This window comes from Poseidonibacter ostreae, assembly GCF_009208075.1.
GTDB classification, from domain to species: domain Bacteria; phylum Campylobacterota; class Campylobacteria; order Campylobacterales; family Arcobacteraceae; genus Poseidonibacter; species Poseidonibacter ostreae.
In genome coordinates this window covers 35,984-43,494 of sequence record NZ_WFKJ01000024.1, presented here as the reverse complement: position 1 = coordinate 43,494, position 7,511 = coordinate 35,984, and the positions used below count along the sequence as shown (strand labels likewise).

Annotated in this window: 6 protein-coding genes; 1 reads left to right on the top strand and 5 read right to left on the bottom strand. The window is 26.0% G+C overall.

What is annotated here, in order from left to right; all coding sequences use genetic code 11:
• Positions 1–297: 297 nt before the first annotated feature.
• Positions 298–2,421, bottom strand: a complete 2,124-nt coding sequence (locus GBG18_RS08885; RefSeq protein ID WP_152190325.1) for a helix-hairpin-helix domain-containing protein — start codon at positions 2,419–2,421, stop codon at positions 298–300.
• Positions 2,414–3,148: a phytanoyl-CoA dioxygenase family protein gene (locus GBG18_RS08880; RefSeq protein ID WP_152190323.1), complete on the bottom strand. Its 735-nt coding sequence runs from the start codon at positions 3,146–3,148 to the stop codon at positions 2,414–2,416. The genes GBG18_RS08885 and GBG18_RS08880 overlap by 8 nt, the downstream gene beginning before the upstream one ends.
• Before the next feature lie 372 nt (positions 3,149–3,520).
• On the opposite strand from GBG18_RS08880, the gene GBG18_RS08875 reads away from it, so the two are divergent.
• On the top strand, positions 3,521–5,095 hold the full coding sequence (locus GBG18_RS08875; protein ID WP_152190321.1) for a nitrite/sulfite reductase: 1,575 nt from the start codon (positions 3,521–3,523) through the stop codon (positions 5,093–5,095).
• A gap of 29 nt (positions 5,096–5,124) precedes the next feature.
• Here GBG18_RS08875 and GBG18_RS08870 read toward each other — a convergent pair whose 3' ends face one another.
• Genes GBG18_RS08870 through GBG18_RS08860 form a run of 3 tightly spaced genes read right to left on the bottom strand, consistent with a single transcriptional unit; the run spans position 5,125 to position 7,510 of the window.
• Positions 5,125–5,616 carry a M48 family metallopeptidase gene (locus GBG18_RS08870; RefSeq protein WP_152190319.1) on the bottom strand — a complete coding sequence of 164 codons (492 nt, stop codon included), beginning with the start codon at positions 5,614–5,616 and terminating at the stop codon, positions 5,125–5,127.
• Positions 5,617–5,622: 6 nt separating this feature from the next.
• Positions 5,623–7,122, bottom strand: coding sequence for a HAMP domain-containing sensor histidine kinase (locus GBG18_RS08865; protein WP_152190317.1), 1,500 nt, complete (start codon positions 7,120–7,122; stop codon positions 5,623–5,625).
• Positions 7,112–7,510 (bottom strand): hypothetical protein, encoded by a 399-nt coding sequence (locus GBG18_RS08860; RefSeq protein ID WP_152190316.1) that lies wholly within the window; start codon positions 7,508–7,510, stop codon positions 7,112–7,114. Before GBG18_RS08860 ends, GBG18_RS08865 begins: the two co-directional genes overlap by 11 nt.
• Position 7,511 lies beyond the last annotated feature (1 nt).

The window sequence follows — 7,511 nt, the reverse complement described above, 5'->3', positions numbered from 1 at the left end:
CAATAAAATTGCAAACGCAGATGCAATTAAACTTAACTTTCTCATTATTTCTCCTTGTTTTATATATAACGGTAATAGTTATAATTAATCATTATAACAAAAAAAATTTAAAATCTAATTAGATAAAGCTCATATAAAGGGCTTTTGATTACTTTTAAAAGCCTTTTAATATATTATTTACAAGTATACTTATTTAATTAAAGACAAATAATGATTTTATACACAATTGTTATTTTTAAAATTTAAACTACAAATATCCCTTTTGCAAGAATAACAATAGCAATTACTAATTGACTTTTACTTTAAACTAAGTCCTACTCTTTGTTTTTCTAAGTCAACACTAACAACCTTAACATTTTCAAGATTCTGATTGATACTCAAAACTTCACTTGGATGTGAAATTCTTTTTGCTGATATTTGTGAGATATGAAGTAAGGCGTCATTTTTTAAACCAATATCTACAAATGCGCCAAAGTCCGTGATGTTTCTTACTATTCCACTTAGGATAAATCCCTCTTTTAGCTCTTCAATTTTTGTAACATCTGATGAAAATTTCACTTGATTAAACTCATTTCTTACATCATATCCTGGTTTTTTTAGTTCATTTATAATATCTTGAAGTTTTACTAAACTTGTGTTTAAATTATTTGCAATTTGTTCAATTTGATTGTCTTTTATTTCTTCTATCTTGAAGTTTTTTTGTAAGGCTTTTGTTAGAGTATAATCTTCAGGATGAATTGCAGTATTATCTAAAATAGATTTTCCATCTTTAATTCTTAAAAACCCTACAGCTTGTTCATATGCTTTTGCACCTAAGCCTTTTACTTTTAGTAATTCATTCTTACTATTAAATTTTTTTATATTATCTCTGTGTTCTATTATATTTATTGCAAGTTTTTCTGAGATTCCTGAGATAAATGATAAAAGCTTATATGATGCAGAATTTAAATCAACTCCTACTTTATTTACTAAATCCACAGTTGTATTTTCTAGTTTTAAAGCTAACTCTTTTTGATTTACATCATGTTGATATTGTCCAATTCCTAGTGATTTTGGGTCAATTTTCACTAAGGTTGCCATTGGGTCCCTTAATCGTCCTGCAATCGAGATGGCACCTCTAATTGTTACATCTAGATTTGGATACTCAAGTGCTGCTATTTTAGAAGCTGAATAAACACTAGCTCCAATTTCACTTACAATTGCGTAATTTATATCTAAACTATTTTCATCTATAAGCTTTGAGACAAATTCTGCTGTTTGTCTTGATGCTGTTCCATTTCCAATTGCAATTGAATTTACTTTATATTTTTTTATAAGTTCAAGTACTACTTTACTTGAAGTTTTTATATCTTCTTTTGGTTTCGTAGGATAAATAACATTTGAGTCTAAATAAATTCCATTTTCATCAATAACAGCTAATTTACATCCAGAGATAAAACCTGGATCCATTCCTAAAATCACCTGATTTACTAAAGGTGCTGTTTGAAGTAGTTCTTTTAAGTTTTTACCAAAAAGCTCAATGGCTTGTGCGCTTGCGTTTTCCTTTAAAGTATTAATAGCTTCTCTTTTTAAACTAGGAAGTAAAAGCCTTTTTAATCCATCTTTGTATGCATCAAAAACTATATCTTTTGAACTATTTGCCCAAGAAGGTATTTTATATTTTTTTATATTTTCTAAAATATGCTTTTCATCAATGTCTATTTTGATTGATAATTCTTTTTCATTTACAGCTCTTAAAATTGCCAGAACTCTATGTGATTTAATATATTTTATTTTTTCGTTTTTTTCTACAAAATTAACGTAAATACCATTTTTATTAAAGTTTTTGCCTTCTTTTATAACTAGTTCACCCCAAGAAGCAATCAGGTTTCTAATAATCTCTTTTGATTTAAAATCATCTGCATATCTTTGGGCAATTATGTCTTTTGCACTTGTGATTGCATCCTCACTTGATTTTATATTTTTTGAAGTAAACTGCTTTGCTTTTTGATTTATTTCTTCATTTGTATATTTTAAAGATTGGATAATATTTGCTAAAGGTTCAAGACCATTTTCTATTGCAGATGAAGTTCTTGATGATTTTTTATCTTTAAATGGAGTATAAATATCTTCAAGGGCTTGTAATGTTTTTACTTCTTGAATACTTTGTTTAACTTTTTCATTTAAAAAGTTTTTTTCTTCAAGTATATTTATAATCTCATCTTTTCTTTTTAAAAGTTTTTGCGAATAATTAAAAACTTCTTCAAATGCTCTTAAATCTTCATCTGTAGCATTTCCTGTTTGGTCTTTTCTATATCTTGCAATAAAAGGAATAGTACATCCCTCTTCTAACAGGCTTATTATATTTTCAATTGATTTATTCGATAATTTTGTTTTCTCTTTTAAAAGATTGATTAAATCTTTTTGTAAATCACTAGTCAAGAATTATTTCCTTATCATCACTTCTTGTATCTTTTATAGGTGTGTTTGATTTTGCTCGAACAGTATAAACAAATGAGATTTTTGCATCATCACTTTGATTTTTGCTTGCATGATGAAGAGTTTTACAGTGAAATAATACTACATCTCCTTTTTTTAGATTTTGAGATGTTTTTGTTTTTATTAATTCTTGATTCTGTATATTTTCATCTAAGAAATTTGAATTTTCATCAAACCTATTTTTATCAAATTGAATTTTATGTGAAGTAGGAATAAACTCTAAAAGACCATTTTCTAAAAATTCATCACCAAGACTTAGCCAAACAGAAACTAAATCATCATTTTTAAAATGCCAATATCTTCTATCTTGATGCCAAAATGTTCTTGTACTTTCATGTGGTAACTTAGTCATAATCGAATTATGGTGAGCTAAAGTAAGTACTGGTGTATCATTTAGAACTTGTTTTAAAACTGGTCTAATCTCTTCGTTTGTCATCCAATCTTTGAATATCTCTTCTCTATCATACACTTGTCTTAATCTTCGAACTGTGATTTTCTCTTCATCTATATTCATATATTCTTGTTCACTCTCTATTGGAGCTTCTTTTCTTTTCAAGTGTTCTTTTGCTTTTTGCAAGATATTATTGCATAGTTCTTCATTTGCAAAATTTTTTAAGATTAGAAAACCGTTTGAGTTAAATTCTTCTAGTTGTTCATTTGATAGTTTCATATTTTCTCTTAGTGTATAAGTTTGTCGTATTATAGTGAAAAATCTATTTTTCTTTGATTATCTATAATCATTTACCAAATAAAGAAAAAGATAAATCAGTATTACTAGAAGGTATTACTCTTACAACTCAAGCTGGCGGAGCAAAAGAACTTTTAGATAAAGATTTAATAAGTAAAAGGAAGTTACTCTTTTTGCTTTTTTTATTTTAAATTAATACCCAAGTAAAATAGTTATATATTTAATTAGGTACTATATATAGTGTTTATTTATACTATATTTAAATAATCAACATTAAATTAATTGTATATTCAAAATTATATGTTATAATTTTGAAAAATTAATTAAAATTGATATAAATATTAGGAGTCCTTTATGGCAGAAAAAGAATTATCAGCAGTTGAACAGCTTAAAGCTTCAAGAAATCCTTTACATGTTATTGAAGATATGTTTAAAGAAGCACAAGAGGGAATACCTTTAAGTGATGAATATATTGGATTATTAAAATGGTATGGTATGTATCCACATATTAATGCAGATGAAACAGAAGATAAAAAATATTTTATGAAAAGAATTAAATTAACTGATACAAAAATGAATCAAGAACAGTTAGCAGTTATGGCAAAGATTGGACTTGAGTATGCTCAAGGTTTAGTTGATATTACAGATAGACAAAATATACAATTTCACTATATTCAAATAAAAGATATACCTGCAATTTTTAAACTTTTAGATTCAGTAGGTTTAACATCAAGAATGGCATCAGGAGATGGTCCAAGACCTATTATGACTTCTCCAGTTGGCGGAATTGATGCTGAAGAAATTATTGATGCAAGTATTCTTGCACGTGAAGTTGATACATATTTTGATGAAAATGAAGATAGATTCTGCAACTTCCCTAGAAAATATAAAATTGGTATTTCTGGGTGTTCAAGACATTCAGCTGCTCATGAAATTCAAGATGTAGCATTTACAGCTTTTAAGAATGAATCTGGAGATGTATTATTTGATTTAACACTAGCTGGTGGACTTTCAAAATCAAAACAAATTGCATTAAGAGCAAAAAAGTACGTTAAACCTGAGCAAGTAAAAGATGTTGCAGTTGCATGTGCTGAGATTTTTAGAGATTATGGAAATAGAGCAAATAGAAATAAAGCAAGAGTTAGACACTTAGTAAATGAGTGGGGATTAGAAAAATTTGTAGCCGAGATTGAAAAAGTTATTGGATATAAATTAGAAGATGGTTTAGAAGAACCAGCAATTACTCCTCTAGAAAATAGAAACCATTTTGGTATTCATAAAGCCAAACAAGAGGGTGAATCATTTATTGGATTTGCTACAAACTCAGGAAGAGTTGATGGTGAAGACTTTAAATTAATTAGTGATATTTGTAATAAATACAATGCAGGTGGAATGGCTTTAACTTCTACACAAAACTTTATAATTTATGGTGTAAAAGATCAAGATGCACAAGCACTTGCAGATGAGATTGATGCATTAGGTTACCCGTATGCTCCAACACCATTTAGAGCAAGATTACAATCATGTACAGGTAGAGAATTTTGTAAATTTGGTATAACTGAAACAAAAGAGTATGCTAAAAAAGTTGTACTTGAATTAGAAGAGAAAAACCCTAACTTTACTGAAACTGTAATGATAGCAATTTCAGGTTGTGGTAATGGATGTTCACATCCACAAATTTCTGACATTGGTTTTGTTGGAACTAAAGTAAGAGATGAAGAGGGCAAAAGAGTTGAAGGTTATGATGTATTATTAGGTGGTCAACTTCAAGGTGAGAAGGGAAGTAGAATTGCACATAAAACAGGTGTAAAAGTTGAAGCTTCTAAACTTGTTGATTTTGTAGGTAATTTAATTGCTTCTTATGAAAATGATAACTTAGGTCAAAACTCATTTAGAGAGTATTTAAATACTGTAGAATTAGAAAAATAAAAGAAAAAAGTTAAAATAGATATGGAGAGTTAATATAACTTTCCATATAAGTCTAAATGAAGTAAATAAACTCTTAAATCAAACTCTATTTGATGATAATCTTCTTGTATAAATGTACACAAATTATAAAAAGCTTTATTATGCTCCTTCTCTTTAAAATGAGATAATTCATGAACTACAATCATTTCTAAAAACTTTTCTGGAGCATTTTTAAACATGCTTGCAACTCGTATTTCATTTTTAGATTTTAGTTTACTTCCTTGAACTCTTGAGATAATTGTGTGCATTCCAAGAGCATTACTTATTACATTTATCTTTCCATCATACATTACTTTTGATATTTGAGATTTTTTGAAATATTCATTCTTAAAATCCATAACATAAGCATATAAAGCTTTATCAGTTTTAATTTCATGTTTTTTTGGATATTTATTTCTTAAGTAGTCACCTAATTTATCTTTGTTTATTAACTCTTGTATTTGATTTTGTATCTCTTGTGGATAATGCTGTATATATTTCAATTTAAATTAAATCCCTATTTTTTTAATTTCATCAAAAGTATAAGTAAAAATATTTTGATTATCTTTATAGCTTGCTTCATATGAAATATTATATTTATCGCAGATGTTTTTTACAATATTTAATCCTAAACCTAAACCTCTTTTTGATTCTTCTTCTCTATAATTTTTTTCAAATATTTTCTTTTTATTTTTTATCTCTTTTGCATAACTTCTAAACTCTAAAATAATTCTATTAGATTCTTTTGATTTTATTAATCTTATATAAATAGGCTTTTCTATTTGAGCATATTTAATTGCATTTGAAATATTATTATCAATTAATCTTTCTAGTTCTACAATATTTATATAAGTATAGGCATTTATATCAATATCAGAATCTATTTCTTTTAAATTCATTCTACAAATAGTTTGAAAAAATACTATTCTTTTTTCTATCATTTGACTTAATGAGATTAAGTTTGGATTATATTTTATTGAGTCATAAGAGGTAACATAAGATAAATCTTCATAGGAGTTTGATAGCATATTTATTGAAGCATCTATTGAATCAATAAAAGGTGCTAAAGAGTCATCTTCTTGCAAATCTTTTATCATCTCAGCATTCATAAGAATACTAGATAAAGGAGTTCTAATTTGATGTACTGTATCTGCAATAAAACGTTTTATATCATCTTTTGCATTTTCTAAATCTTCATGGTTTTGTTCTAATTTTGAAATAAAAGTATTAATTGAATTTACAATAAGTCCTAATTCATCAGAAGAAATAGAAGAGAGTCTTTTGTGAAAGTTTGCTTTACCTTGTGAAATACTTTCTGACTCTTCAACAATCTGTTTTATTCTAGAACTCATATCTTTATAAATATAAAAAAGTCCCATAGATGAAAGAATTATCCATAAAACAAAAGCATAACTACTATTAAATAAAACTCTACTTGAAGCTATATATATTGAACTTACATCATCTTTGATATCTTTTTTAATAGTTTCTCTAAGATTTTGATATAACTTTAAAATTTTATTGTATTTACTTACAACTAAGAGTGTTTTTATATGAATATAATCGTAACTATTATCATCTTCTATTAAGTCTTCAGATAAATTACTAGCTTCAAAATAGTATTCATTAAAAGAATTTTTTATATTAATTATCTCTTCTTTAAAAGTAGTGTTTTCAAGATTTTCAAGATTTTTTTGAATTTTACTTGCATAAGCATTTGTTTCTTTTACTAAATCTAACTCTTTTGCAACAACTGCATTATTAAGTTCAAAAGAAATTTTTTGTAATAAAAATTCATTATCAAAAATTGTTTCATAAATAGGAATAGACTCTTTATTTATTTGATGAATTGTTTTTTTCATATAAGTTGTACTTGATAGAATATATATATAAAAAAGTAGAAAAAACATAAACCCTGCAATTGAAGGAATTAAAAACTTTTTAAGTATAGATAATGAGTTATAGTATTTTACAAAATCTTTTATAAAATCTATAGATTTATCTTTCATATACTATTTTCCAGTCTTTATTGATATCTTTTTTATCAATATAAATTATTGTATTTTTCTCAGCAAGTTTTTCTTTAATTTGTTCTCTACTTAATCTTCTAGGAATTGGTTTTCTACCCGTAAAAACTAATCTTGCCCAATAACTACTATATTGTTGAATATCTTTATTTATAATATTATTAATAAATCTTTCATGTAAAGTTTTATTTCTAGATAATAAGGCTTTGATTCTAATATCGTTGATTGTATTTACTTTTGCTAAATATAAGTATTTGATTGATTCTTTAGATAAACTATTTATATCAGAATTTTTGTTTGTTACAATTACAATTTCTGCTTGAAGAAATGTTGTTATTATGAATAATAAGATTAATATATTAAATTTCATA